The sequence below is a fragment of the Streptomyces globisporus C-1027 genome, from assembly GCF_000261345.2.
Classification (GTDB): domain Bacteria; phylum Actinomycetota; class Actinomycetes; order Streptomycetales; family Streptomycetaceae; genus Streptomyces; species Streptomyces pakalii.
On the sequence record NZ_CP013738.1, the window covers coordinates 5,281,753 to 5,308,467 of the forward strand.

21 protein-coding genes are annotated in these 26,715 nt (G+C 69.9%); 17 read left to right on the top strand and 4 right to left on the bottom strand.

Annotation, left to right across the window (positions count from 1 at the left end; genetic code table 11):
* The first annotated feature begins 87 nt into the window (after nucleotides 1-87).
* The 12 genes from typA to WQO_RS23465 all read left to right on the top strand — a co-directional run bounded on the left by typA (nucleotide 88) and on the right by WQO_RS23465 (nucleotide 15,621).
* Entirely contained in the window at nucleotides 88-1,962 is a 1,875-nt protein-coding gene (gene typA / locus WQO_RS23410) for a translational GTPase TypA (protein ID WP_010063261.1), read from the top strand.
* Between the two features lie 535 nt (nucleotides 1,963-2,497).
* Nucleotides 2,498-4,117: a peptide ABC transporter substrate-binding protein gene (locus WQO_RS23415; protein WP_010063260.1), complete on the top strand. Its 1,620-nt coding sequence runs from the start codon at nucleotides 2,498-2,500 to the stop codon at nucleotides 4,115-4,117.
* Between the two features lie 128 nt (nucleotides 4,118-4,245).
* Nucleotides 4,246-5,175 (top strand): ABC transporter permease, encoded by a 930-nt coding sequence (locus tag WQO_RS23420; protein ID WP_010063259.1) that lies wholly within the window; start codon nucleotides 4,246-4,248, stop codon nucleotides 5,173-5,175.
* On the top strand, nucleotides 5,168-6,124 hold the full coding sequence (locus WQO_RS23425; protein WP_010063258.1) for an ABC transporter permease: 957 nt from the start codon (nucleotides 5,168-5,170) through the stop codon (nucleotides 6,122-6,124). The genes WQO_RS23420 and WQO_RS23425 overlap by 8 nt, the downstream gene beginning before the upstream one ends.
* A gap of 11 nt (nucleotides 6,125-6,135) precedes the next feature.
* Nucleotides 6,136-7,194 (top strand): ABC transporter ATP-binding protein, encoded by a 1,059-nt coding sequence (locus WQO_RS23430; protein WP_010063257.1) that lies wholly within the window; start codon nucleotides 6,136-6,138, stop codon nucleotides 7,192-7,194.
* A complete protein-coding gene (locus tag WQO_RS23435; RefSeq protein ID WP_010063256.1) occupies nucleotides 7,187-8,335 on the top strand; it encodes an ABC transporter ATP-binding protein in 1,149 nt (382 codons plus the stop codon). The genes WQO_RS23430 and WQO_RS23435 overlap by 8 nt, the downstream gene beginning before the upstream one ends.
* A gap of 164 nt (nucleotides 8,336-8,499) precedes the next feature.
* Complete coding sequence (locus WQO_RS23440; RefSeq protein ID WP_029182573.1) at nucleotides 8,500-10,137, top strand: peptide ABC transporter substrate-binding protein; 1,638 nt, start codon at nucleotides 8,500-8,502, stop codon at nucleotides 10,135-10,137.
* A gap of 103 nt (nucleotides 10,138-10,240) precedes the next feature.
* Complete coding sequence (locus WQO_RS23445; RefSeq protein ID WP_010063253.1) at nucleotides 10,241-11,164, top strand: ABC transporter permease; 924 nt, start codon at nucleotides 10,241-10,243, stop codon at nucleotides 11,162-11,164.
* Nucleotides 11,157-12,134, top strand: a complete 978-nt coding sequence (locus WQO_RS23450; protein WP_010063252.1) for an ABC transporter permease — start codon at nucleotides 11,157-11,159, stop codon at nucleotides 12,132-12,134. Before WQO_RS23445 ends, WQO_RS23450 begins: the two co-directional genes overlap by 8 nt.
* A 13-nt stretch (nucleotides 12,135-12,147) precedes the next feature.
* A complete protein-coding gene (locus WQO_RS23455; protein ID WP_010063251.1) occupies nucleotides 12,148-13,125 on the top strand; it encodes an ABC transporter ATP-binding protein in 978 nt (325 codons plus the stop codon).
* On the top strand, nucleotides 13,115-14,356 hold the full coding sequence (locus WQO_RS23460) for an ABC transporter ATP-binding protein (protein ID WP_058954077.1): 1,242 nt from the start codon (nucleotides 13,115-13,117) through the stop codon (nucleotides 14,354-14,356). Before WQO_RS23455 ends, WQO_RS23460 begins: the two co-directional genes overlap by 11 nt.
* 203 nt (nucleotides 14,357-14,559) lie before the next feature.
* Complete coding sequence (locus WQO_RS23465) at nucleotides 14,560-15,621, top strand: hypothetical protein (RefSeq protein WP_237274157.1); 1,062 nt, start codon at nucleotides 14,560-14,562, stop codon at nucleotides 15,619-15,621.
* Nucleotides 15,622-15,651: 30 nt separating this feature from the next.
* Here the strand turns inward: WQO_RS23465 and WQO_RS23470 are convergent, their stop codons facing one another.
* A complete protein-coding gene (locus tag WQO_RS23470; RefSeq protein ID WP_010063248.1) occupies nucleotides 15,652-17,778 on the bottom strand; it encodes a S9 family peptidase in 2,127 nt (708 codons plus the stop codon).
* 182 nt (nucleotides 17,779-17,960) lie between these two features.
* Here WQO_RS23470 and WQO_RS23475 point away from each other — a divergent pair, with 182 nt between their 5' ends.
* From WQO_RS23475 to WQO_RS23490, 4 genes are all read left to right on the top strand, one after another.
* The gene (locus tag WQO_RS23475) at nucleotides 17,961-18,155 is read left to right on the top strand and encodes a hypothetical protein (RefSeq protein ID WP_010063247.1); all 195 of its coding nucleotides are present in this window, start codon (nucleotides 17,961-17,963) and stop codon (nucleotides 18,153-18,155) included.
* A 74-nt stretch (nucleotides 18,156-18,229) separates the two neighbouring features.
* A complete protein-coding gene (gene mshB, locus WQO_RS23480) occupies nucleotides 18,230-19,165 on the top strand; it encodes an N-acetyl-1-D-myo-inositol-2-amino-2-deoxy-alpha-D-glucopyranoside deacetylase (RefSeq protein WP_010063246.1) in 936 nt (311 codons plus the stop codon).
* The gene (locus WQO_RS23485) at nucleotides 19,162-19,635 is read left to right on the top strand and encodes a DUF6113 family protein (RefSeq protein ID WP_010063245.1); all 474 of its coding nucleotides are present in this window, start codon (nucleotides 19,162-19,164) and stop codon (nucleotides 19,633-19,635) included. The genes mshB and WQO_RS23485 overlap by 4 nt, the downstream gene beginning before the upstream one ends.
* Before the next feature lie 175 nt (nucleotides 19,636-19,810).
* On the top strand, nucleotides 19,811-21,961 hold the full coding sequence (locus WQO_RS23490; protein WP_029182572.1) for a hypothetical protein: 2,151 nt from the start codon (nucleotides 19,811-19,813) through the stop codon (nucleotides 21,959-21,961).
* Nucleotides 21,962-22,045: 84 nt separating this feature from the next.
* Here the strand turns inward: WQO_RS23490 and WQO_RS23495 are convergent, their stop codons facing one another.
* Nucleotides 22,046-23,830, bottom strand: coding sequence for a hypothetical protein (locus WQO_RS23495; RefSeq protein WP_058954078.1), 1,785 nt, complete (start codon nucleotides 23,828-23,830; stop codon nucleotides 22,046-22,048).
* Nucleotides 23,831-24,128: 298 nt separating this feature from the next.
* Between WQO_RS23495 and WQO_RS23500 the strand changes: the two genes are divergently transcribed.
* Nucleotides 24,129-24,635 (top strand): DUF4265 domain-containing protein, encoded by a 507-nt coding sequence (locus WQO_RS23500; RefSeq protein WP_010061649.1) that lies wholly within the window; start codon nucleotides 24,129-24,131, stop codon nucleotides 24,633-24,635.
* 78 nt (nucleotides 24,636-24,713) lie between these two features.
* On the opposite strand, the gene WQO_RS23505 is transcribed toward WQO_RS23500, so the two are convergent.
* A complete protein-coding gene (locus WQO_RS23505; RefSeq protein WP_058954079.1) occupies nucleotides 24,714-25,298 on the bottom strand; it encodes a sugar O-acetyltransferase in 585 nt (194 codons plus the stop codon).
* A complete protein-coding gene (locus WQO_RS23510) occupies nucleotides 25,295-26,554 on the bottom strand; it encodes an MFS transporter (protein WP_010061646.1) in 1,260 nt (419 codons plus the stop codon). Before WQO_RS23510 ends, WQO_RS23505 begins: the two co-directional genes overlap by 4 nt.
* Nucleotides 26,555-26,715: the final 161 nt, after the last annotated feature.

The following is a 26,715-nucleotide window of genomic DNA, read 5'->3' on the forward strand; positions in this document are numbered from 1 at the left end:
CGTGGCGTGCCGCCCGGCGGGCGTACGAGGACTCGAAGACCGACTGAGACGCCTGATCCCACGATCCGAGAGAAGCGCAAGCCACCCATGCCCACGCGCCACGACATCCGTAACGTAGCCATCGTCGCCCACGTCGACCACGGCAAGACCACGCTGGTCGACGCCATGCTCAAGCAGGCCGGCTCCTTCGCCGCGCACGCTGCCGAGTCGCTCGACGACCGCATGATGGACTCGAACGACCTGGAGCGTGAGAAGGGCATCACGATCCTCGCCAAGAACACGGCGGTGAAGTATCACCCCAAGGACGGCGGGGACCCGATCACGATCAACATCATCGACACCCCCGGTCACGCCGACTTCGGTGGCGAGGTCGAGCGTGGTCTGTCGATGGTGGACGCCGTCGTGCTGCTCGTCGACGCCTCCGAGGGCCCGCTGCCCCAGACCCGCTTCGTCCTGCGCAAGGCGCTGGCCGCGCGGATGCCGGTCATCCTCTGCATCAACAAGACGGACCGCCCCGACTCCCGGATCGCCGAGGTCGTCGACGAGACGTACGACCTGTTCCTGGACCTGGACGCGGACGAGGACCAGATCGAGTTCCCGATCGTCTACGCCTGCGCCCGTGACGGCGTCGCCTCGCTGACCAAGCCCGAGGACGGCACCGTCCCGCAGGACAGCGACAACCTGGAGCCGTTCTTCAACACGATCCTGGGGCACGTGCCGGCCCCCGAGTTCGACGAGGCCGCGCCGCTGCAGGCCCACGTCACCAACCTGGACGCCGACAACTTCCTCGGCCGTATCGCGCTCTGCCGCGTCGAGCAGGGCGAGCTGCGCAAGGGCCAGACCGTCACGTGGATCAAGCGCGACGGCACCATGTCCAACGTCCGCATCACCGAACTGATGATGACCGAGGCGCTCACCCGCAAGCCCGCCGAGGTCGCGGGCCCCGGTGACATCTGCGCCATCGCCGGTATCCCGGACATCATGATCGGCGAGACGCTGGCCGACCCGGAGAACCCGATCGCGCTGCCGCTGATCACGGTCGACGAGCCCGCCATCTCGATGACCATCGGCACCAACACCTCGCCGCTCGTCGGCAAGGGCGGCAAGGGCCACAAGGTCACCGCCCGCCAGGTGAAGGACCGCCTCGACCGCGAGCTGATCGGTAACGTCTCGCTCCGCGTCCTGGACACCGAGCGCCCCGACGCCTGGGAGGTCCAGGGCCGTGGTGAGCTGGCGCTCGCCATCCTGGTCGAGCAGATGCGCCGCGAGGGCTTCGAGCTGACCGTCGGCAAGCCCGAGGTCGTCACCAAGCAGATCGACGGCAAGACCCACGAGCCGATCGAGCGCATGACGATCGACTCGCCCGAGGAGCACCTCGGCGCCATCACCCAGCTCATGGCGACCCGCAAGGGCCGTATGGAGACCATGACGAACCACGGCTCCGGCTGGGTCCGCATGGAGTGGATCGTCCCGTCCCGCGGCCTCATCGGCTTCCGTACGGAGTTCCTGACCCAGACCCGCGGCACCGGCATCGCGCACTCGATCTTCGAGGGCCACGAGCCGTGGTTCGGTGACCTGCGCACCCGTCACAACGGCTCGCTGGTCGCCGACCGCGCGGGCTCGGTCACGCCGTTCGCGATGGTCAACCTCCAGGAGCGCGGTGTCATCTTCACCGAGGCCGGCACCGAGGTGTACGAGGGCATGATCATCGGCGAGAACTCCCGCGCCGACGACATGGACGTGAACATCACCAAGGAGAAGAAGCTCACCAACATGCGTGCGGCCTCCGCGGACACCACGGAGAACGTGGTCCCGGCCCGGAAGCTGTCGCTGGAGCAGTCCCTGGAGTTCTGCCGCGAGGACGAGTGCATCGAGGTGACCCCGGAGACCGTGCGGATCCGCAAGGTCGTCCTGGACCAGCGCGAGCGCAGCCGCGCCGCCTCCCGCGCCAAGAACGGCTGACACGGGTGACACGGAGCCAGGAGACGCCCTGAGCCTCCCCTGAGCCCTTCCGGGGGCTCCGGGGGCGGGTCGGAGGCATACGCTCCGTATGCGCAGGCCCGTCCCGGGGTGGATCACCCCGTCGGACGGGCCGTCAGCACAGGCATTGACAGAAGGCCCGGCCCACCACGGACACTGTGGTGGGCCGGGCCTTCGTCAATTGCTTTTCCTGACCGGGGTGTCCGGATATCGGGGGTCGCTCTCCGGAACATGTGTTAACAGTCCGTTTCGGGCGTGTCTGTCTGGGATCGCTTTGTCCGGATTTCGGGCACACGGGCGGGTCTGATGTTGTCAAACCGAGACCCTTTAAGTGTGGTTTACAGCCCGGCCGTACTCAATAGTTGGCTCCATTGAGCTCGGGTCAATGGGTCACGCACTGTGGGGAGTGCCGACTCACGAGCACACTCGGGGCACTGAACGATCACCGTCAGGGGTGTCGGTGAATCTCTCCAGTGCCCTTCTTGTAGTCAAAAGTGGACTCATGAGGAGGAAACCCATGCGCGGTGCCAAGAGCGCCAAGTGGGTCGCGGGAGCGGCCGTCATCGCCCTGGCCGCGACTGCCTGTGGTGGCGGCGACAGCGGCGACGAAGGCAAGAAGAACACGTCGGGGCAGCCCGCCGGATACGTCTCGATCGACGTCGGCGAGCCCCAGAAGCCTCTGATGCCGGCCGACACGAACGAGAGCAACGGCTCCTACGTCATCCAGTCGCTGTTCACCCAGCTGCTGGACTTCGACGACAAGGGCGAGATCGTCTACACGAACGCCGAGTCCGTCGAGACCGAGGACTCCCAGACGTGGACCGTCAAGCTCAAGTCCGGCTGGAAGTTCCACAACGGTGAGGCCGTGACCGCGCAGTCGTACATCGACGCGTGGAACTGGTACGCCAACGTCGACAACAAGCAGCAGAACGCGTTCTGGTTCTCCGACATCAAGGGCTACGAGGACGTCCACCCCGAGAAGGGTGCGGCCAAGTCCAAGGAGATGTCCGGCCTGAAGGCCGTGGACGACACCACGTTCACGATCGAGCTGGCGAACAAGGTCCCGTACTTCAACTACAAGCTCGGCTACGCGACCTTCGCGCCGCTGCCCAAGGTCTTCTACGACGACCCGAAGGCGTTCGGCCAGAAGCCGATCGGCAACGGCCCGTACACGTTCGAGAAGTGGACCCACAAGAAGCTCATCCAGGTCAAGGCCTGGCCCGAGTACCAGGGTCCGAACAAGGCTGCCAACAAGGGCATCCAGTTCAAGAACTACTCGACCGTCGAGGCCGCGTACACCGACCTCGTCTCCGGCAACCTGGACATGATCCGCCAGGTCGGCCCGCGTGACCTCCCGAAGTACAAGACGGACCTCGGCGACGGCGCGATCGACCAGCCGTACGCGGCGATCCAGTCGCTGAACCCGGCGTTCTACTCGGACACGTTCAAGGACATCGACCCCAAGGTCCTCCAGGGTCTGTCCATGGCGATCGACCGTGACACCATCACGAAGACCGTCCTGAACGGCACCCGCATCCCGGCGACGAGCTTCACGCCTCCGCAGGTCAAGGGCAACCAGACCCTCGACTCGGACATCCTGAAGTACAACCCCGCCAAGGCCAAGGAGCTCATCAAGGCCGGCGGCGGCGTCCCGGGCAACAAGTTCACCATCCAGTACAACGCCGACGGTGGGCACAAGGAGTGGGTGACCGCTGTCTGCGAGTCCATCCGCAACGCCACCGGGGTCGACTGCGTGGGCGACGCCAAGCCGGACTTCCCGACCGACCTCGAAGCGCGTGACAACAACGAGGTCAAGGGTGTCTACCGCGGTGGCTGGGTGGCCGACTACCCCGTCAACGTGAACTTCCTCAAGGAGCTCTACCACTCCAAGGCGGAGTCCAACAACGGTCGCTTCTCCGACAAGGAGATCGACGACCTGATGGCGAAGGGTGACAAGGCCGACTCCCTGGAGGAGTCCGTCGCCGCCTACCAGGAGGTCGAGAAGGCCCTGGTGGACAAGATGCCCGCCATCCCGCTCTGGTACTACGCCATCAACGGCGGCCACGGCAAGAACGTCGACAACGTCAAGGTCGACTTCCACGGTGACCTCGAACTGACCGGCGTCACCACCAAGTAACGCCTGCGGGTCATTCCCCAACTGGCCGTCATCCGCCCGCGCCACCTGTCGGCGCGGACGGAGGCGTGGGGGTCGTCTCTGCGAAGAGGCGGCCCCCACGCCGCAGTTATCCCCACACGGAGGCACCCATGGGGCGTTATGTCGCACGACGACTGCTCCAGATGATCCCGGTCTTCATCGGGTCGACCCTGCTGGTCTTCCTGATGATGTACGCACTGCCCGGCGACCCCGTCAGAGCACTTGCCGGTGAACAGCATGTAGACGCATCGCAGATCGCCGCTCTGAAGGCCGAGTACGGTCTCGACCAGCCGATCTGGCAGCAGTATCTGAACTACCTGGGCAATCTGTTCCAGGGCGACTTCGGCACCCAGATCGGAACGCAGCGTCCGGTCGCCGAAGTCATCGCCGACGCCTACCCGATCACCGTCAGACTGGCGATCTTCGCCTTCGTCTTCACGGTCGTCGCCGGTATCTCGCTCGGCATCATCGCCGGTCTGAAGGCGGAATCGCTCCGGGACCGCGGTCTGCTCGGTCTGACGCTGGTGCTCATCTCCATGCCGTCCTTCGTGCTGGGCTTCCTCGTTCAGTACTTCTTCGCGTTCCAGCTCGGCATCGCCAAGCCCAACGTGAGTCTCGAACCCACCAACGGCGAGCTGATCATGCCGGCCATCGTGCTGGCGTCGCTGTCCCTCGCCTACGTGGCCCGGCTCACCCGTACCTCGGTCGCCGAGAACATCCGCGCCGACTACATCCGTACGGCTGTCGCCAAGGGCCTGCCGCGCCGCCGCATCGTCGGCATCCACCTGATGCGCAACTCGCTCATCCCGGTCGTCACCTTCCTCGGCACCGACATCGGCGCTCTGATGGGCGGCGCGATCGTGACCGAGGGCATCTTCAACATCAAGGGCGTCGGATCCCTCGTCTTCGAGGCCCTGTCCAAGCGTGAGGGTGCCACGGTCGTCGGGATCGTGACGTTGCTCGTCATCGTCTACCTCGTCTGCAGCCTGCTCGTCGACCTGCTCTACGCGGTCCTGGACCCGAGGATCCGGTATGCCTGACACCACCGCACTGACCAAGAGCACCGACGCTTCGGCCGCCGCAGCTCAGACACCGACCACGACGGACTCCGGCCCCGCGCCCGGCAAGCCGCGCAGCCTCTGGTCCGACGCCTGGCACGACCTGCGTCGCAACCCGCTCTTCCTCGTCTCGATGGTGCTGATCCTGCTGCTCACCGTCATGTCGATCTTCCCGGGCCTGTTCACCAGCGCCTCGCCGCGCGACGCGAACCTGGCCGAGCACTACCTCCAGAAGCCGAACTGGGGACACTTCTTCGCCCCCGACTGGCTCGGTTACGACGTCCAGGGCCGCTCCATCTACGCGCGTCTGATCTACGGAGCCCGCGCGTCCATCATGGTCGGCGTGATCGTGACCATCGCGGTCACCATCACCGGTCTGGTGATCGGGATGCTCGCCGGATACTTCGGCGGCTGGATCGACACGATCCTCTCCCGGATCACCGACGTCTTCTTCGGCGTCCCCTTCATCGTCGGCGCCATGGTCATCCTGACCACCTTCGAGGAGCGCTCCGTCTGGGTCGTGATCCTCTCCCTGTCCTTCCTCGGCTGGACGTCCATCGCCCGTGTCGCCCGTGGCTCGGTCATCACGATCAAGCAGGCCGACTACGTGGTCGCCGCCAAGGCGCTGGGCGCCTCCACCACCCGGATCATGACGCGGCACATCCTGCCGAACGCCATCGCTCCGGTGATCGTGGTCGCCACCATCGCGCTCGGCGGCTACATCGCCGCCGAGGCCACCCTGTCGTTCCTCGGTATCGGCCTCGCCGAGCCGACGGTCTCGTGGGGTATCGACGTCTCCGCCGCGAAGGACCAGCTCCGCAATGTTCCGACGGTCCTGATCATCCCCTCGGTGATGGTCTCGATCACGGTGCTGTCCTTCCTGATGTTCGGCGATGCGGTCCGCAACGCCCTCGACCCCAAGATGCGCTGAGGGAGGCGTTCGTGACCACCATCGACAAGACGGCTCACGTCCCCGCACCGCGGGAGTCCGTGAGTGGCGACGGTCCACTGCTCGACGTCCGTGACCTGCACGTGGAGTTCCACACCCGCGACGGTGTGGCCAAGGCGGTCAACGGTGTGAACTACACCGTCAGCGCCGGCGAGACGCTCGCCGTGCTCGGCGAGTCCGGCTCCGGCAAGTCCGTGACCGCGCAGACCATCATGGGCATCCTCGACATGCCGCCCGGGAAGATCACGCAGGGCGAGATCCTCTTCCGCGGCCAGGACATGCTGAAGATGTCCAACGAGGAGCGCCGGAAGATCCGCGGCCAGAAGATCGCGATGATCTTCCAGGACGCGCTGTCCTCGCTGAACCCGGTCCTCACCGTCGGCTACCAGCTCGGCGAGATGTTCCGGGTGCACCAGGGCCTGTCCCGCAAGGACGCCAAGGCCAAGTCCATCGAGCTGATGGACCAGGTCAAGATCCCGGCTGCGGCGGCCCGTATCTCGGACTACCCGCACCAGTTCTCCGGCGGTATGCGCCAGCGCATCATGATCGCCATGGCGCTGGCCCTGGAGCCGGACCTGATCATCGCCGACGAGCCGACCACCGCGCTCGACGTGACGGTGCAGGCCCAGGTCATGGACCTGCTGGCCGAGCTGCAGCGCGAGTACAACATGGGTCTGATCCTGATCACCCATGACCTCGGCGTCGTCGCCGACGTCGCGGACAAGATCGCCGTGATGTACGCGGGCCGGATCGTGGAGACGGCCCCGGTCGGCGAGCTGTACAGCCGCCCGGCCCACCCGTACACCCGGGGTCTGCTCGACTCGATCCCGCGCCTGGACCAGAAGGGCCAGGAGCTCTACGCGATCAAGGGTCTGCCGCCCAACCTGACGCGTATCCCCGCGGGCTGTGCCTTCAGCCCGCGCTGTCCCAAGGCACAGGACATCTGCCGTACCGAGATTCCGCCGCTCGCCCCCGTGACCGAGCAGGACGGCCTCGAGCTGGTCGGCCGCGGCAGCGCGTGCCACTTCTGGAAGGAGACGATCCATGGCTGAGCTCAAGAAGGAGCAGGGGCCCGTGGACGCCACCCCGAACGTCTCCGAGGTGGAGGCGGTGGACGCCGCGACCGAGGCGGAGGCCGTAGCCGCCATCGACGCGCCCGTCGGCCAGGGCGAGCCGATCCTCCAGGTGCGCAACCTGGTCAAGCACTTCCCGCTGACCCAGGGCATCCTCTTCAAGAAGCAGATCGGCGCGGTCAAGGCCGTCGACGGGATCTCCTTCGACCTGTACGCCGGTGAGACCCTGGGCATCGTGGGCGAGTCCGGCTGTGGCAAGTCCACGGTCGCCAAGCTCCTGATGACCCTGGAGCGGGCGACGGCCGGCGAGGTCTTCTTCAAGGGCCAGGACATCACCAAGCTGTCCGGGCGTGCGCTGAAGGCGGTGCGCCGCAACATCCAGATGGTGTTCCAGGACCCGTACACCTCGCTGAACCCGCGGATGACGGTCGGCGACATCATCGGGGAGCCCTTCGACATCCACCCCGAGGTGGCCCCGAAGGGCGACCGGCGCCGCCGCGTCCAGGAGCTCCTGGACGTCGTGGGTCTGAACCCGGAGTACATCAACCGGTACCCGCACCAGTTCTCCGGCGGCCAGCGCCAGCGCATCGGCATCGCCCGCGGCCTCGCGCTCAACCCGGAGATCATCATCTGCGACGAGCCGGTGTCCGCGCTCGACGTGTCGGTGCAGGCCCAGGTCATCAACCTGATGGAGAAGCTCCAGGACGAGTTCAACCTGTCCTACGTCTTCATCGCGCACGACCTGTCCATCGTCCGGCACATCTCCGACCGGGTCGGCGTGATGTACCTCGGCAAGATGGCCGAGATCGGCACGGACACGCAGATCTACGACCACCCGACGCACCCCTACACCCAGGCGCTGCTCTCGGCGGTCCCGGTCCCCGACCCGTCGGCCCGCGAGGGACGCGAGCGGATCATCCTCACCGGTGACGTTCCGTCACCGGCGAACCCGCCCTCGGGCTGCCGCTTCCGCACCCGCTGCTGGAAGGCGGAGGAGCGCTGCGCGACGGAGGAACCGCTGCTGGCGATCCCCGAGCGCTTCGTCTCGGCGGCCACCCCGGCCGCGCACGAGTCGGCGTGCCACTTCGCCGAGGAGAAGGACGTCGTGCACGCGGCGTAACCGCTCCCGCAGATCGAACGACCGAGGCCCGGCCCCTTCCGAGGGACCGGGTCTTCGTCGTCTCCGCCGCCCTCCTGCTCGTACGGGGCAATCCCGCATGCGATACGTCACGTAATGCGGTGATATGAGGCATTGAGCTACTCGATGACTCTAGGAGGCACTTCATGCGCGGAGCCACACAGGTCAGGTGGGCCGCATGTGCGGTGGCCGTCGCCCTGGCAGCGACGGCCTGCGGCGGCGGTGACGGCGACGGCGGCAGCGGCGGCGGCGGCGCCGACGGCATCGTCAGCTCCTCCTGGGGAGACCCGCAGAACCCGCTGGAGCCGGCCAACACCAACGAGGTCCAGGGCGGCAAGGTCCTCGACATGGTCTTCCGCGGACTCATCCGCTACGACCCGAAGACCGGCGAGGCCCAGAACATGATCGCCGAGTCCATCGACACGAAGGACTCCCAGAACTTCACGATCAAGCTCAAGGACGGCTGGACGTTCTCCAACGGCGAGAAGGTCACCGCCAAGTCCTTCGTCGACGCCTGGAACTACGGCGCGGCCCTGAAGAACAACCAGAAGAACGCCTACTTCTTCCAGTACATCGAGGGCTACGACAAGGTCCACCCGGAGTCCGGGTCCGCCTCCGCCGAGACCCTGTCAGGACTGAAGGTCGTCGACGACCTGACCTTCACCGCCAAGCTCACCCAGAAGTTCTCCCTGTGGCCCGACACCCTCGGCTACGCCGCCTTCGTCCCGCTGCCCAAGGCGTTCTACGACGACCACGACGCCTGGCTCTCCAAGCCCGTCGGGAACGGCCCGTACACCATCGAGTCGTACGCCAAGGGCTCCTCGATGAACCTGCGCAAGTGGGACGACTACCCGGGCGACGACAAGGCGAAGAACGGCGGCGTCGACCTCAAGGTCTTCACCGACAACAACACCGCCTACACCGACCTGACCGCGGGCAACCTCGACCTCGTCGACGACGTGCCCGCCTCCCAGCTCCGCAACGTCGAGGCCGACCTCGGCGACCGGTACATCAACACCCCCGCCGGCATCATCCAGACCATCGCCTTCCCCTTCTACGAGAAGGAGTGGGACACCGACGACGCCCGCAAGGTGCGCCAGGGCCTCTCGATGGCGATCAACCGGCCGCAGATCACCGACCAGATCTTCCAGAAGACCCGCACCCCCGCCACCGACTGGACCTCCCCGGTCCTCGGTGAGGACGGCGGCTTCAAGGAAGGGCTCTGCGGCAAGGAGTGCACGTACAACAAGGCCGAGGCCAAGAAGCTGATCGACGAGGGCGGCGGCATCCCCGGCGGCCAGCTGAAGATCTCGTACAACGCGGACACCGGCTCCCACAAGGAATGGGTCGACGCCGTCTGCAACAGCATCAACAACGTCATGGGCAACAACAAGGCCTGCGTCGGCGGGCCCGTCGGCACCTTCGCCGACTTCCGCGCCCAGGTCTCCACCCAGAAGCTCACCAGCGCCTGGCGCGCGGGCTGGCAGATGGACTACCCGCTGATCCAGAACTTCCTCCAGCCGCTCTACTACACCAACGCCCCGTCCAACGACGGCAAGTGGAGCAACCAGCAGTTCGACGACCTGGTCGACAAGGCCAACGCCGAGAGCGACAAGGCGAAGGCGATCACCACCTTCCAGGACGCGGAGAAGATCCTCGTCACGGAGATGCCGGTCATCCCGCTCTGGTACCAGAACGGCAGCGCCGGCTACTCGGACCGGGTGGACAACGTCGCGCTGAACCCGTTCAGCGTCCCGGTCTACGAAGAGATCACCGTCAAGTGACGCGCTGAGCGACGCGGACGGCCGGGACGCCCCGACACGCCGGCGCCCGGCCGTCCGCGCACCCCGTCCCCGGTACTGCTCGAACCGACCCCCGGAGCCCCTCATGGGACGTTATGTGATCCGGCGGCTGCTGCAGATGATCCCGGTCTTCTTCGGCACCACGCTGTTGATCTTCCTCATGGTGAACGTGATGGGCGACCCCATCGCGGGCCTCTGCGGCGACCGCCAGTGCGACCCGGCCACCGCCGCCCAGCTGCGCTCCGAGTTCGGCCTCGACAAGCCGGTCTGGCAGCAATACCTCACCTACATGGGCAACGTGTTCACCGGCGACTTCGGCACCGCGTTCAACGGGCAGAAGGTCACCGAGCTGATGGCCACCGCCTTCCCCATCACGATCCGGCTCACCATCGTCGCGGTCGTCTTCGAGGTCGTCATCGGCATCAGCCTCGGCGTCGTCACCGGTCTGCGGCGCGGCCGCCCCGTCGACACCACCGTCCTCATCCTGACGCTGATCGTCATCGCCATCCCCACCTTCGTCACCGGCCTGCTGCTCCAGCTCCTCCTGGGCGTCAAGTGGGGCATCATCAAGCCCTCGGTCTCCGCCGACCCCACCTTCGACGAACTCCTCGTCCCCGGGCTCGTCCTCGCCTCGGTCTCCCTCGCCTACGTCACCCGGCTCACCCGGACCTCGATCGCCGAGAACGCCCGCGCCGACTACGTACGCACCGCCGTCGCCAAGGGCCTGCCCCGCCGCCGGGTCGTCGTACGGCACCTGCTGCGCAACTCGCTCATCCCCGTCGTCACCTTCATCGGCACCGACGTCGGCGCGCTGATGGGCGGGGCCATCGTCACCGAGCGGATCTTCAACATCCACGGCGTCGGCTACCAGCTCTACCAGGGCATCCTGCGGCAGAACTCCCAGACCGTCGTCGGCTTCGTCACGATCCTCGTCCTGGTCTTCCTGGCCGCCAACCTGATCGTCGACCTCCTGTACGCCGTACTCGACCCGAGGATCCGCTATGCCTGAGCCGCAGACCCCGGACGAAGCGATCTCCCAGGCGGGCGCCGGCGGCGCGACGGACCTCGCCATGGAGGAGGGCACCAGCCTGGAGAAGAACCCGGGCGGCCCCGACGGCACCGGGCCCGCCGGAAAGCCGCGCAGCCTCTGGTCGGACGCCTGGCGCGACCTGCGGCGCAACCCGGTCTTCATCATCTCCTCGCTGGTCATCCTCTTCCTGGTGATCATCTCGATCTGGCCCTCGCTCATCGCGAGCGGCGACCCCCTCCAGGCCAACCTGGACGACGCACAGAAGGGCTCCGAACCCGGCCACCCCTTCGGCTTCGACCCGCAGGGCCGCGACGTCTACACCCGCGTCGTCTACGGCACCCGCACCTCGGTGACCGTCGGCGTCTGCGCCACCCTCGGCGTCGCGATCCTCGGCAGCGTCCTCGGCGGACTCGCGGGCTTCTTCGGCGGCTGGTGGGACGCGATCCTCTCCCGCCTCACCGACGTCTTCTTCGGCATCCCCGTCGTCCTCGGCGGCCTGGTCTTCCTCTCCGTCGTCACCAGCTCCACCGTCTGGCCCGTCGTCGGGTTCATCGTCCTGCTCGGCTGGCCCCAGATCGCCCGCATCGCCCGCGGCTCGGTCATCACCGCCAAACAGAACGACTACGTCCAGGCGGCCCGCGCGCTCGGCGCCTCCAACTCCCGCATGATGCTGCGCCACATCACCCCGAACGCCATCGCCCCCGTCATCGTCGTGGCGACCATCGCGCTCGGCACGTACATCTCGCTGGAGGCGACCCTGTCCTTCCTCGGCGTCGGCCTGAAGGACCCGGCCGTCTCCTGGGGCATCGACATCTCCGCCGCCGCCAACTACATCCGCAACGCCCCGCACATGCTGCTCTGGCCCGCCGGCGCGCTGGCGGTCACCGTGCTCGCGTTCATCATGCTCGGCGACGCGGTGCGCGACGCCCTCGACCCCAAGCTGCGCTGAGGAGCCGATTGCCATGTTGCTCGAAGTGCGCGATCTGTACGTGGAGTTCCACACCCGCGAAGGCGTCGCCAAGGCCGTCAACGGGGTCAACTACTCGGTGGCCGAAGGCGAGACGCTCGCCGTCCTCGGCGAGTCCGGCTCCGGCAAGTCCGTCACCGCCCAGGCCGTCATGGGCATCCTCGACATCCCGCCCGGGAAGATCGCCGGCGGGGAGATCCTCTTCAAGGGGCAGGACCTCCTGAAGGCCAAGCCGGACGAGCGGCGGAAGATCCGCGGCCAGGAGATGGCCATGATCTTCCAGGACGCCCTGTCCTCGCTGAACCCGGTCCTCACCGTCGGTCAGCAGCTCGCCGAGATGTTCGTCGTGCACCGCGGCATGTCCCGCAAGGACGCCAAGGCCAAGGCCGTCGAACTGATGGACCGGGTCCGCATCCCCGCCGCGAAGGAACGGGTCAACCAGTACCCGCACCAGTTCTCCGGCGGGATGCGCCAGCGCATCATGATCGCCATGGCGATGGCCCTCGAACCGTCCCTGATCATCGCCGACGAGCCCACCACCGCCCTCGACGTCACCGTCCAGGCCCAGGTCATGGACCTCCTCGCGGAACTCCAGCGCGAGCTGAACATGGGCCTCATCCTGATCACCCACGACCTCGGCGTCGTCGCCGACGTCGCCGACAAGATCGCCGTGATGTACGCGGGCCGGATCGTCGAGACCGCCCCCGTCCACGAGATCTACAAGGCCCCCGCCCACCCGTACACCAAGGGCCTCCTCCAGTCGATCCCGCGCCTGGACCAGAAGGGCCGGGAGCTGTACGCGATCAAGGGCCTGCCGCCCAACCTCACCCGCATCCCGCCCGGCTGCGCCTTCAACCCCCGCTGCCCGATGGCCCAGGACGTGTGCCGCAGCGATGTGCCGCCGCTCTACGAGGTCGACGAACAGCGCCGCAGCGCCTGCCACTTCTGGAAGGAGACGCTCGATGCACGCTGACCGCGACGGGCACGAGAAGACCGGTGGCGGCGCGGCCGGCTCCACCCTGCTCTCCGAGGCGAACAAGGACGCCACCGCCCCGTACACCGAGGGCGACCCGATCCTCCAGGTGCGCGGCCTCGCCAAGCACTACCCGCTCACCCAGGGCATCCTCTTCAAGCGGCAGATCGGCGCGGTCAGGGCCGTCGACGGCGTCGACTTCGACCTGTACGCGGGTGAGACGCTGGGCATCGTGGGGGAGTCGGGCTGCGGCAAGTCGACCGTCGCCAAGATGCTCGTCCACCTGGAACGCCCCACCGCCGGGGCGATCCGCTACAAGGGCGAGGACATCTCCCAGCTGTCCGGCCGGGCGCTGAAGGCGGTCCGCCGCAACATCCAGATGGTGTTCCAGGACCCGTACACCTCGCTGAACCCGCGGATGACGGTCGGCGACATCATCGGGGAGCCGTACGAGATCCACCCCGAGGTCGCCCCGAAGGGCAGCCGCCGCCAGAAGGTCCAGGACCTGCTGGACGTCGTCGGGCTCAACCCGGAGTACATCAACCGCTATCCGCACCAGTTCTCCGGCGGCCAGCGCCAGCGCATCGGCATCGCGCGGGGCCTCGCCCTCAACCCGGAGATCATCGTCGCCGACGAACCGGTCTCCGCGCTCGACGTCTCCGTCCAGGCCCAGGTGGTCAACCTGCTGGACCGGCTCCAGGCGGAGTTCAACCTCAGCTTCGTCTTCATCGCGCACGACCTGTCCATCGTCCGGCACATCTCCGACCGGGTCGGCGTGATGTACCTGGGCCGGATCGTGGAGATCGGCTCCGACGCGGAGATCTACGACCACCCCACCCACCCGTACACCCAGGCGCTGCTCTCCGCCGTCCCCGTACCCGACCCGACCGCCCGCGAGCACCGGGAACGGATCATCCTGCACGGCGACGTCCCCTCGCCCGCCAACATCCCCTCCGGCTGCCGCTTCCGCACCCGCTGCTGGAAGGCGCAGGAGCGGTGCGAGCTGGAGGTCCCGCTGCTGGCGGTCCCCGCGGAGTTCCGGCACGTCGACACCCCGGCCCGGCACGACTCCGCGTGCCACTTCGCGGAGGAGAAGCGCGTGGTGCCGCCGGAGGGCGAGCTGGAGATCCCGGGGCCGACGGAGGCGCCGGGGGACGGGGAGGCGCCGGGGGGCGGGGAGGCGCCGGGGGGCGGGGGAGCTTCCGAGGCGGAGGGGGACGAAAAGTCATGAACCGGCGTCAGCATCGTTAACACGTAAGCAACTCCGCCGTCGCCGCTCCGATATACGAACGCCCCATGCTGATCAGCGTACGGCCGTGCGGGTGCCGTGGTCCGGCCGGAGCGTCGTCCTGGCGCTCCGGCCGGTCGCCCGCCGCCACCGCCCCGCCCCCGAACGCCCTTGTTCATCCGTTCGGGGCAATGGAGTATCAGCGGGTGACACTTACACGGGGAGCAAGAATCACCGGCGCCGTTCTGTGCGCGGTGCTGGCACTGATGGCCGTCGCCTGGATCGTGCGGGACATACGGGCCGCCGACGGACCGGTGCCGGTCTGGGAGTACTGGTCGGGCACCGCGAGCCTCCGGGACATGGTGCGGCCCACCACCACCTCCACCAGCCTCGTCCTGCTGCTGGCCTATGCCGCCGCCGCTGTGGCGGCACTCCGCTCGGCCTCCGCCGCCTCGGTCCTGATCGTCACCGGCGTCGTGACCTTCGTCCTGCGGCTGCCCGGCGTCTGGACCGTCGCCGACGCCCCGGCCCCGGAGGAGCTCCGCGACCGGGCGCTGCTCACCACGTACGCCGCGCTGGTGGCCGGGCTCGCCCTGATCGTCGTGGGGACGGCGGGCCGCCGCCCCGTGCCGCAGGGCGAGGAGCGCCCGGCGGGTCCGGGGCGGGGTGCGGGGGTGGCCGTCTTCCTGCTCCTGGGTCTTCAGGCAGTGATCTTCACCGCCTGGGAGATCCGGCAGCCGTTCGTCTTCCCGTCCGGGTTCTATCCCGAGTGGTTCATCGGCGGGGCGCCCCTGAGCACCCCGCTCATCGAGGGGCCGCCCGGCTGGGTCACCGTGGCGATCATCCTGATGTCCCTGGTGGCGGCCCTCGGCGCGGTCGGCGGGGCGGCCCTCGCGCGGCCGCTCGGCCTGATCGCGGGCGGGTTCGTCCTCGCCTCCGGCGCGCTGGGCCTGGCGCGCATCATCCACTTCGAGCTGTACGAGCGGTTCACCGACCTGGACGTCGAGGGGCAGCTCACCCTGGTGAGCCAGATCTGCTCGCTCCTCATCGGGCCCGTCGTGATCGTCCTGCTCGCCCGCAAGGGCGTCGCACGGACCCCCGCCGCCGGCCCCTGGGGCGGCCCGAACTCCTGGGGCGGCGGCTGGGGCGCCCCGGCGCCCGGTCAGCCCGGACCGCAGGGTTACCAGCAGCCGCAGGCCCCGGGCTTCGGGCCGCCACCTGGCGGCGGCTTCGGGCCCCCGCCCTCGTCCCCGCCGCCCCGCTGGTGAACCGGGGGCGGACGGGGAACGGCGGGCGGCTCAGGCGCCGGACATCCCCAGCGACCGCTTGAGGAAGTCCACCTGGAGCAGGAGCAGGTTCTCCGCGACCTGCTCCTGCGGCGTCATGTGCGTCACCCCGCTCAGCGGCAGCACCTCGTGCGGCCGCCCGGCCGCCAGCAGTGCCGAGGACAGCCGCAGGGCGTGGGCGACCACCACGTTGTCGTCGGCCAGACCGTGCACGATCATCATCGGCCGGACCTCGGCGGCGGCCTCGGAGAGACCGTCGTCGGTGAGCAGCGAGTTGTACGCGTACACCTCCGGCTGCTTCGCCGGGTCCCCGAGATAGCGCTCGGTGTAGTGGGTGTCGTACAGCCGCTGGTCCGTCACCGGGGCCCCGACGACCGCCGCGTGGAAGACGTCGGGCCGCCGCAGCACGGCCAGCCCCGCCAGATAGCCGCCGAAGGACCAGCCCCGGATCGCCACCCGGGACAGATCGAGCGGGAACCGGTCCGCCAGCCCGTGCAACGCCTCGACCTGGTCCTCCATGGTCAGCACGAGGTTGTCCCGTACCGCCTTCTCCCAGGCGGGTGAGCGGCCGGGCGCGCCCCGCCCGTCCGCCACGACCACCGCGAAGCCCTGGTCCGCGAACCACTGCGACGTCAGGTGCGGGTTGTGGGCGGCGACCACCCGGCGGCCGTGCGGCCCGCCGTACGGATCCATCAGGACCGGAAGGGGACCGTCCGACTCCTGGTAGTCCGACGGAAGCAGCACGGCGCACGGAATCCGCCGTGCGCCCCCCTCGGTGAGGGTCACGCGGGCGGTGAGCACCGGCTCCTGGGCGAAGCTCGCGATGCGGACCAGCCGCTTGCCGTCCCGTACGACCCACGCGGCGGTTCCGGGCTCCTCGGGGACGGCCGAGACCACCACCGACAGAGCGCCCGAGCGGACCGCGGAGTGCACACCCACCCCTTCGGAAATCCGCTCGATTCCCAGCTCGTTGACCCGGTACACATGGATCTGCCCGATCTCCGGCTCGACCGCGTCCTCACCGGCCACCGCCGAGACCAGGATGTCCGACTCGCCGATGTCCAGCACCGCCTGGACGTGCAGCTGCGATCCGGTGAGCGGCCGGTCCCCGACCGCCAGCACCCGCGCGCCGCCCTCGTCCGCGATCCGCACCAGCCGCCCGTCCGGCGCCCACGCGGGCACCCCGGGGAAGAGATCCAGCCAGACCGGGTCCTCGTCGACATGGACGATCCGGGTCGCACCGGTCTCTGGGTCCACCGCCAGATACCGCTGACTGCGCTGGTCACGGGCCTGCACCAGCAGCAGCGGGGCACCCGCGGACGACCAGTGCACCTGGGCCAGGTACGGGAACGCCTCCCGGTCCCAGACCACTTCGGTACGGTCCCCCGCCAGGTCCACGACGAAGAGCCGCACCTCCGCGTTGGGCGTCCCCGCCGCCGGGTAGGCGACCTCGGCCGGCTTGCGCCCGGGGTGTGCCGGATCGGCGATGTACCAGCGCTGTACGGGGCTCTCGTCGGCCCGCGCCACCAGCAGCCGGTCCGACTCGGGCGACCACCAGAAACCCCGGTAGCGGTGCATCTCCTCGGCCGCGATGAACTCGGCCAGACCATAGGTGACCTGGGGGTCCTCCGGCTCGGCCAGCGCCCGGTCGCCCTCGCCCGTCGCGTCCACCACCCGCAGCGCGCCCTTGGCCACATAGGCGATGTGCCGGCCGTCGGGGGACGGACGGGGGTCGATCACCGGACCCGGCACCGGCAGCGCCCGCGCGGTCCCGGCCCGCAGCTCGGCCACGTACACCTTTCCGGACAGCGCGAACGCGGCCAACTCCGCCGCCGCGTCCACCGCGTAGGAGACGATCCCCGACGAACCCTCCCGGGTCCGCTCCCGCCGGGCCCGCTCCTGAGCCGACAGCTTCTCCGCCGAACCGCCCAGCAGGACGTCAGGATCGGCGGCGATCCGCTCCTCGCCGGTCGCCGGGTCGAGCACCCACAGCCGGGTGGTCCGGTCCGTTCCGGAGGTGGACCGGAGGAAGATCACACGTGTCTCATCCGGTGAGACGGTGAAGGCGCGAGGTGCGCCGAGAGTGAAGCGCTGGGTCCGGGCGTGCTGGCGGGGAAAGGACAGCTTCTGCGAGGTCATGGCTCTGAACCTAGCCCGCAACTCGGCCGCAGGGCACGGTTCGTGCGCCCCTCGTGCTGCTGTGCCCCGATCAATGCGTTGGCACGGAAAGTTATGATCCGTAGCGCTCGGTGGGTAAGAACCTGCTGGCTCCGTTTACCCCCGTTCCGACCGTCCGAACGTACCGATGGAGGTGAACCGCCGTGGCGCTCTCGATTTCGGCGGTAGTGCTGCTGGCGATCATCGTCTTCCTGCTGATCCGGAAATCCGGACTGAAGGGAGGACACGCGGTGGTCTGCATGCTGCTCGGGTTCTACATCGCGAGCTCGTCCATCGCACCGACCATCTCCGATCTGACGACCAACGTCGCGGGAATGATCAGCAGCATCAAGTTCTGACCCGGGCGGCCGAGGGCCGGCGGGCGCAGGGGCGCGGGGGCACGGGGGGCCTCCGGGCTCGTAGGGTGGTCCCCATGAAGGACCTCCCCGCCCGCCGTCTGCTGCTCGTGCACGCGCACCCCGACGACGAGTCGATCAACAACGGCGCCACCATGGCCAGGTATGCGGCCGAGGGCGCCCACGTCACCCTGGTGACGTGCACGCTCGGCGAGGAGGGCGAGGTCATCCCGCCCGCGCTCGCCCGTCTCACCTCCGACCGGGACGACGCGCTGGGACCCCACCGCGTCGGCGAGCTGGCCGCGGCGATGCAGGAGCTCGGCATCACGGACCACCGCTTCCTCGGCGGCGCGGGCCGCTACCGGGACTCCGGAATGATGGGCGCCGAACAGAACGGCCGCCCCGGCTCCTTCTGGTCCACCCCGGTGGACGAGGCCGCCGCCCACCTCGTCGAGGTGATCCGCGAGGTCCGCCCCCAGGTCCTGATCACCTACGACCCGGGCGGCGGCTACGGCCACCCCGACCACATCCAGGCCCACCGTGTCGCGATGCGCGCCGCCGACCTGGCCGCCGACCCGGCCTACGGCTCCGACGCACCGCACACCATCGCCAAGATCTACTGGAACCGGGTGGAGCGCGAGGTGCTGGAGGCCGCCTTCGACCGGCTGCGCACCACCGCGCCCGACGCCTTCCCCGGCATCGCCGCCGTGTCCGACGTCCCGGGCGTGACCGACGGGGAGCAGATCACCGCGGAGATCGACGGATCGGCGTACGCCGGGGCGAAGTCGGCGGCGATGCGCGCCCACGCCACCCAGATCGCGGTGGACGGCCCCTTCTTCGCCCTCTCCAACGACCTCGGCCAGCCCCTGCTGACCACCGAGTACTACCAACTCGTGCGCGGCGTTCGCGGCCTGGCCGGACCGGAGCGCGAGAGCGACCTGTTCGCGGGCGTCCCGGGCGCCGACGCCCCGGACACGGCGGGCGTCCCGGGCGCCGAAGGAGGCGCGGCATGAGCGGCACCCCCAAGAAGTCCCGCGGCCGCGCGGACTCCTCCCACGCGCCGCGCCGGAACGCGCCCCCCAGGGGGCCCGAGCCCATCGGATTCGCCGCCCGGCCGAACCCGGCCCGGATCGCCGCCTACTTGGGCCTCGCGGTCCTCGGCGCGCTCGTCGCCCTCGCCGGAACCCTCGTCCAAGCGGCCTGGTTCCCGGGCGGGTTGATCATCGCCCTGGTGGGCTCCGCGGGCCTCTTCTACGGCGGCCGGATCCTGACCCGCACCCAGATCGGCGCACTCGCCCCGGCGGCCGGCTGGTTCATCACCGTCTTCCTTCTGCTGAGCGGCCGGCCGGAGGGCGACTACGTCTTCGGCGACGAACTCGGCCTGGTGCTCTTCATGCTCGGCGGAACGGCCGTCGCTGTGATCTGTGCCACCACCTCCAAAGTGCCGCAATCAGCCATCCACAGCGGCCGGTCCGGCACGTGAAGTGCCAAGTCCGGGTCCGGAGAGACCCCCACAGGTGTGAGGCACGGGTGGAGGTTTCACCCGGTCGCGGAGTGTCCGACGGCGGCGGCCAGTATGGTGGTGCGCGCGCCGAGCCGTCCCCTGGCCTGCGGCATGGGGGAAGTACGGGCGGCGGAGCCAATCGGGAGAACCTGCTTTGAGTCGTGAAACTGACAGTTCGTCCTCCGGGCCCCAGGGCCGCGGCGGAGCCGCGTACCCCTCGGGTACGCCGCCGTACGGATCCCGCCAGTATCCGTCGCTGCACCCGTCGCAGGACGGCTCTGACGAGAACCCGGAATCCGTGGATCCGCCCCGGCCCGAGGAACCGAAGACCGAGACGACGCTGACGACGCGCATCCGGATCAACATCCCCGGCTCGCGTCCCATCCCGCCGGTCGTGATGCGTACGCCGATGGCGGCGAGCGACATCTCCGGCGACGGCGGCTCGGACACGGAGCGCACCGGCGCGACCCCGCGCCCCGGCACGCCGCCGCTCGCACCGGTTCCCGGTGCGAGCGCGAGCGCCGGTTCCAACGGCGGCGCGCCCGCGGACCGGTCCCGGGACGGCGGCCCGGCCGCCGACCCGGCGCCCGGGGAGAAGCCGGGCCGGGAGAAGAGCGGCAGCGACTGGTTCGCCCCGCGCAAGACCCCGGCCGCCGGACCGGCGGCAGCCGGCCAGGGCACCGGTGCGCCCGGTGGTCCGGGCGGCCAGGGCGCAGGCGGTCCCGGTGGTGCGGGCGGCCCGGGTTCGGGTGGCCTCGGCGGTCCCGGCGGTGCGCCCGACGGCGGCGCGGGTCGCTCGCGCCCCGACCTGCCGTACTTCTCGGACGCCCCGACCTCCGGCGGCGGACCGGGTGCGCCCGGCTCCGGCCCCGCCCGCAGCGCTCTCGACAGCTACGGCACCGAGCCCCCCGGCGGCGGCCCGCGTGCCACCCCCGGCCCCGGAGTGCCGACGCCCGGCCCGTCCGGCCCCACCACGGGACCGGTCACCGGCAGCTCCTCGCTGACCCCGAACCTCGACGGCGTCCCCGGCCTCGGCGGCCCCGGCCCGATGGTTCCGGGCACCCCCGGCGGCGTACCGCCCCGGATGTCCGACGACACCGCGATCCTCACGCCGCAGGCCCCGGCGCCCGAACCCGGCCCCGGCGGCCATGTCTCGGGCGACACGCTGACGAGCGGCATCCCCGTGGTGCCCAGCGAGCCCCGCGCCACGTTCCCGGGCGGGCCGGGCACCCCCGGCGGCCCGGTGACGGGCCACGGCGGTCCCGGCGGACCGGGCGGACCGGGTGTTCCCACGCCGGGTTCCGCCGCTCCGCGCCCCGCGCCGCAGGCCGCCGCCCCCGCATCCGCTCCCGCGAAGAAGGGCCGCTCCAAGCTGGTCCTGCTCGGGGTGGCCGCGGTCGTGCTGCTCGGCATCGCGTACGGGGCGGGCCTCCTGCTGAACCACGCCGAGGTCCCCAAGGGCACCACGGTGCTCGGTGTCGACATCGGCGGCGGCACGAAGGAGGCGGCGGTCACCAAGCTCGAAGCCGCCCTCGGCGAGCGGGCCAAGGCTCCCATGACGCTGTCCGTGGACGGCAAGGAGGAGAAGCTCGACCCCGAGAAGGCCGGTCTCACCCTGGACAGCCAGGAGACCGTGCGCGGCGCGGCGGGCAGCGACTACAACCCCGTCTCGGTGATCGGTTCGCTGTTCGGCGGGGAGCGCCCCGCCGACCCGGTGATCCCGGTCGACGAGGAGAAGCTCGGCGTGGCGCTGACCGACCTGGCGGGCGCTTCCGGCTCGGCCAACGACGGCACGATCCGCTTCGAGCCGAACAAGGCCGTGGCGGTGCCGGGCAAGCCGGGCAAGACGCTGGACGCCGGCCAGTCCCTGATCTCGGTCCGGGACGCCTACCGCGCCCAGGTCCAGACCGGGAAGGCCAACGTGGTCGAACTTCCCGTCACCACCAGCGAACCCACCATCACCCAGGCCGAACTGAACCGGGCGATGAAGGAGTTCGCCGAGCCCGCGATGTCCGGTCTGATCACCATCAAGGCCGGTCCCAAGCAGATCCAGTTCGGCCCGGCCCGGTCGCTGCCGCAGATCCTGTCCATGAAGCCGGTCGACGGCCGACTGGTCGACGTCTACGACAAGAAGGCGATCGACACGCTCCTGGACGGTGTCTTCGACGGCATCATGGCCGTCAAGGCCGACGGGAAGCAGCACCAGGTCGGCCCGGACGACGTGGCCCAGGCGATGAAGACCGCCCTGGCCGGGAAGACCCCGGCCGAGCGCACGGTCACCATCAGCCTGACCGGCGAGGGCTGAGCCCCGGCGCCCACGGCGAAGCGGGGCCCGGCGCTCACCAGCAGCCGGGCCCCGCTTCCGCACGACTCCCTCAGCCGATGAGGACTAAGGGAAGTTCACCACCTGGGACGGGACCGTCTCCGTGCCCGACGTCGGGGAGCCGACGTCGTTGATCACGTGCTCGTACTGGCCGTTGCCGCCCAGCGAGACGACGATCAGGCTGTGGAACTTCACGCCGGGCTTCACCGGTGCCTTGAAGCCGTGCTCCTGGATGATCGTCGGGTCGACGTTGTAGTAGCAGTAGCTGCCCATGCCCCAGCCCTCGTGCTGCTCGACCGAGTCGTCCACCCGGTAGGCCGCGTAGCCCTTCGTGTCGCCGTTCTGGATCGCCTCCTGGTTCGGGGCGTCGTACGCCTTCTCGTTCTGGAAGAAGATCGTGCGGCCGCGCTCGCCGTACCACTCGACGTCGTACTTGTTGAAGTGCTCCACGAACAGCCCGGTCGCCAGGACGTCGTCACCGTTCACGCGGACCCCGTAGTCGGCCCGGTTGGTCTCCCAGCCCCAGCCCTCGCCGTGGTCCGCCCGCCACACCCAGGTGTGGTCGATGATCACGTCGTCGCTGTTCACCACGATGCTCGTGGTCGCCTTGCCGGGGCCCGCGCCGCCGATCCGCACGAACACGTCCTGGAGCGAGGTGGGGTTGGCCGCGTGGTCCGCCGAGGCGTTCTCGGGGCCGACCTCGATCAGCGTCTCGGAGTTCACCGGGCCCGCGTCGACCAGCAGGCCGGCGAGCTTCACGCCGTCCACGTCACCGACCTTGATCGCGGTCACCCCGTTGTCCGGGATGATCGTGGCCAGGCCGAGGCCGAGGGCCACGGTGTCCGCGCGGTTGATGGTGATCGTCTCGTCGATGTGGTAGACGCCGGGCGTGAAGAGCAGGTGCAGGCCCTGCTCCACGGCCGCGTTGATCGTGGCGGCGTCCGCCCCCTCCTTCACGACGTAGAACTGGTCCAGCGGGATCGACTCGCCGGCGGGCGTGCCGTCGGCCCACGAGACACCGCGCGCGTTCTCGCGATTCTCGGGGACGAAGACCTTGTAGTCGGCGCCGTCGAGGTAGAGGAACGGCTTCTCACGCGAGATGGGTGTGGTGTCGAGCGTGGTGTACGGCGGCTCCGGGAAGCTGTTGGCCGGTGCGCCCTCGACGCCCGAGAACGTCATGTTCCAGACGCCGTTGACCCAGCCGCCGACGGAGCTGTCGCGGGTGTACCACTGCTGCTGGGAGTACGGGCCGACCTCGCCGTCGATCTTGGAGTCGGCGATGTAGCCGCCGCTCGCCCAGCCGTAACCGTCGGGGGCGAGGTTCAGCCCGCCCTTGACGTGCATCCGGCGGAAGGGTGCCGCCTGGGAGACCGCCCAGCGGTTGGTCCCGGAGACCGGGTTGAGCGTCAGGTTCTCCGCCGAACGCCAGAAGTTCTGTGTCGCGTTGCCGTCGAACCAGCCCGCGTCGACCGTCACATCCCCGTTGAACGTGGTGTCGTTCGGGTTGAGGCCGAGACCCGCGATCTGCGTGTAGAAGCCGATCTGCGCGTTGATGTTGTCGTACGTCCCCGGCTTGAACATCAGCGCGTGGCGCTCGAGGCCGAACTGCGCGGACTCCTGCTTCTTGAAGATCTCGTCGACCTTGCCCTGGATGTCGGGCGTCGACGGGTCGAAGACATGGACGTTCGGACCGAGGTCGCCGCCGCCCGGCACGGCCTTGGCCTCCTCGCCGAAGGCGGTCTGGGCCGTGGGCACGGACATCAGCATCGCCACGGCGAGCGCGGCGAACCCGAGGGCCCGGGTGCGGAGGCGGGTGCGTGGGGCGGTGGGGGGAGTGGGGGGAGCATGCATGAGGTACGTCTCCTGGGTCGTGGTACGTGTGCACGACGAACGGGCGAGAGAGCCTGGGGGGAGGCTGCGGGAGAGCGCTCTCTCGTTACGCCGATGTTTCCCCTGTGGGCCTGTACGCGTCAAGAGGTGCGCATCAGGAGCCTCAGGAGATGCGGCTGAATCCAACAACTGACCCTGAATGTCAGGAAATTGGCGGTCCCGACGCGGTGGGGGAGGGTCGCTGACTTCACAAGCTGATGTCGTGCCTGGTCGAGGCGGTGGACAGGCGGACGCGCCGCGCGCGGGGGACCATGGGGCCATGAGTTCCCCCGCCGGTCCGGAACGCCCACCCCGCGAGGCCGATCAGGTCAAGCTCTGGTTCCGGGTGGCCCCGCGCGAGGACGGGCCGCCGCCGTACGAGACGGAGGGCTTGTGGGCGACGCGGCTCGGCCCGGACACCGCGCGGGTGGACAACGTGCCCTTCCTCCGGGACGGGGTCGCCGAGGGCGAGACCGTACGGTTCCGGACGGACGACGACGGTGTGCACTGGGCCGTCGGCCGGGTGGCGGACTCCGGCAACTGCACGGTCCGGGTGCTGCCCGTGCCGGACGGTCCGCTCGGGCACGACGTACGGGCCGTGCACGAGCGGCTCGCCGGATTCGGGCTCACGGGCGAGGTCTTCAGCGCCGATTTCCCGCTGGTCGCCCTGACCGTGCCCGGCGGCGCGGACCTGCGCGGGGTGAAGGCGCTGCTCGCCCGGGGCCGGGACGAGGGCTGGTGGCACTTCGAGGTGGCGTGCGACACGGATGCCTGGCGGTCGGCGTAGGACACGGGTGCGGAAGCGTCCACGGGTGGGGACCCCCCCGGGTGCGTGGAGTGCCGGTTCGCGGAGGGCGCCGGTGGGTTACGCCTCCGGCTCGCCGATCGTCCGGATCACCCGGGCCGGGTTGCCGACCGCCACCACGTTCGCCGGCAGGTCCTTCGTGACGACCGCCCCCGCGCCGACCACCGTGTTCTCACCGATGGTCACCCCGGGGCAGACGATGACCCCGCCGCCCAGCCACACGTTGTCGCCGATGGTGATCGGCTCGGCGGCCTCCCACTTGGCGCGGCGCTGCTCGGGGTCGATGGGGTGGGTCGGGGTGAGGATCTGGACGTTCGGGCCCATCTGCACGTCCGCACCGATGGTGATGCGGGCGACGTCCAGGAGGACCGCGCCGAAGTTGATGAACGTCCGCGGGCCGATGGTCGTCCGGTAGCCGTAGTCGACCCGCAGCGGCGGCCGTACCTCCACGCCCTCGCCCACCTCGCCGAGCAGCTCGGCCAGCACCGCGCGCCGGGCCTCGGGGCCGGCGGCCGATGTGGCGTTGTAGCGCTCGCTCAGCACGGCCGCGTGCAGGGCCTCCGCCGCCAGTTCGGGGTCGTCGGCGAGGTACAGCTCGCCGGAGAGCATGGCTTCCTTCTGGCTGGGCCTGGCGTTGTCGCTCATGTCGTCTCTTCCGGTGCGGGATGTGCGGGGCGGGGTGTACGGGACGCTCGCGGTGACAGTGATCCGTCCGCTCCGAGCAGTCTGCCCCCGTCGGCGTCGACCGGCGTACGCAGCCCCGGGGCCAGCGCCAGCGTCACCGCCACCGAGAGGCCCGCGACCGCCGCCATGCCCGTCGCCGGGGAGGTCACCTGGGCGATACCGCCCGCCACGGCCGCGCCCACCCCCTGCATCGCGAGCATCCCCGAGGAGCTGAGCCCGAGCGCGTGGCCGCTCAGCTCCTGCGGGGTGAGGGCCAGCAGCCGTTCCTGGAGCAGCAGGCTCGCGGCGAAGCCGACGCTCGCCACGACGACCACCGCCAGGGCGACGGGCAGCCCCGGGCGCAGCGCGAAGAGCAGGTAGGGCGCGGCCAGGAGCAGCCGCAGCGGTGCCCCCAGCCGGACCCGCCACCGGACGGTCACGAACCGCCCGACCAGCGTGTCCCCGGCCAGCATCCCCAGGGCCCCGCCGGCGAAGAGGAGCCCGGCGTGCCCGGGCGCGTACGCCACGTACAGGGACTCGCAGCCGACGACCAGCCCGTTGGGCACCCACAGCGCCAGGAACACGTACCGGCGCGGCGTGGACGACCAGAGCAGCGCGTTCGTCCGCCAGGTCTCACCGATCGAGGGGCGGCCGGTCGCCCTCGGGGGCCGGGCGGTCAGCCCGACCCGGGTCACGGCCGCCGCGACGGCGTACAGGGCCGCACCGGCCAGCAGCGTGCCGCGCGCCGAGAACACCGCCACCAGCGCCCCGCCCACCGCGAATCCGCAGATCTGCATCGCGCCGCCCGTCATGTTCAGCACCGAGCGGCCGAGCAGGAACCCCTCGCGCGGCACGATCTCGTTGAGCAGCCCGTACCGCACGCCCCCGCCCGGCGACGCGGCCACCCCCATCACCAGCAGAACCGCGAACGCGGCCCACAACGGCAGCCCGGGGACGGCCTGGACGCCGGCGGCCCCCGCCGACAGCAGGGCGAGCGCGGTCAGCGCGGCACGCGGCGGCAGCCGGTCCGCCGCCGACAGCAGGGTGAGCGCCCCGGCCAGCTGGGCCAGCGACGGGCCGAACATCGCCAGCGCGGACAGCAGGGGCGAGCCGGTCCGGGCGTACACGAGGGTGCCCAGCGCCAGGCCGGTCGCGGTCTGGGCGGCCGTCTGCACGGAGACGGCCGCGAAGAAGGGGGTGAACTCCGGGGTCCGGAACAGTTCGCGGTAGGTGCGCATGGACGGAGTCTCCGGACGCCGTCGCCGGGGCCGTTACTGTTTCGCGCGGACGCGAAAGCCTGGGGCGGCCGGGCGGCGCGGGGTCTCCTGAACGGGAGCGCCCGGAGCCGACAGGGCGGAGAGCGCGAACAGGGCCGGCAGGGCCGGGAAAGAACGGGTGG